The following is a 923-nucleotide window of genomic DNA, read 5'->3' on the forward strand; positions in this document are numbered from 1 at the left end:
GCGCGCCCCCCCCGCCCGGGGGCCCCCCCCCCCCGCGCCCTCCAGCCACCCCCCCCCCTGACCGCGCGCCCGCGGCCCCCCCCCGGGGGGGGGGGGGCCCCCGCTTCTGTGCGTTCTGTCGGTGTGACCTGGTAGTACTGGGAGCGATGAGCAGCACAGGGGAGACGGAGAACACGGAGAACGGGGCCGAGCCGGAGCAGCTGGCGTTCATCCGGGAGACGGTCAAGCGGGCCAAGCCCCGGACGTGGCGCGGCGCCAAGCGGGCCGAGCACCTGCCGGTGGCCCGGGTCGTGGTGGACAAGGGCGTGCTCACCATCGACAAGTTCTTCGACTACGAGGTGCCGGCCGCGATGGCCGAGGAGGCCCGCCCGGGCGCCCGGGTGCGGGTGCGCTTCGGCGCGCGCGTGGTGAAGGGCCAGCGCGAGGGCGGGGAACTGCACGACGGGTTCATCGTCGCCAGGCTGGAGAAGAGCGACTTCCCCGGCCCGCTCGCCCCGCTCGCCCAGGTGCTCTCACCCGAGCCCGTGCTCACCCCCCAACTGCTCCGGCTCTGCCGGACCGTCGCCGACCGCTACGCCGGCACCCTCGCCGACGTCCTCCAACTGGCCGTCCCGCCCCGGCACGCCAAGGCCGAGGCCGAGCCCTCGCCGCCGGCGCTCCCGCGCCCCCCGGCCCCCGCCCCCGGGGGCTGGCAGCGCTACCCGGCCGGGCCCGACTTCCTCGCCGCGCTGGCCGACGGCGGCGCGCCGCGCGCCGTCTGGGCGGCGCTGCCCGGCCCCGGCTGGCCGTACGAGATCGCGCGCGCCCGCGACACCACACGGGAGGGCGGTCGCGGCGCGCGCGGCGGGGGGACCGGGGGGCGGTCGGTGTGCCCGGTCGGCCACGCGCGCACCGAACAGCGCCGCGCGGGCCGGCCCCAGGGT

The 923-nt window shown here is 79.2% G+C and carries 1 pseudogene; it reads left to right on the top strand.

The features are described 5' to 3' along the window. Positions 1 to 146: 146 nt before the first annotated feature. Positions 147 to 923 (top strand): annotated as a pseudogene (locus tag ACFV61_RS26745) (primosome assembly protein PriA); the annotation flags it as partial.

It is taken from the genome of Kitasatospora sp. NPDC059817, from assembly GCF_042731835.1.
GTDB lineage: Bacteria > Actinomycetota > Actinomycetes > Streptomycetales > Streptomycetaceae > Kitasatospora.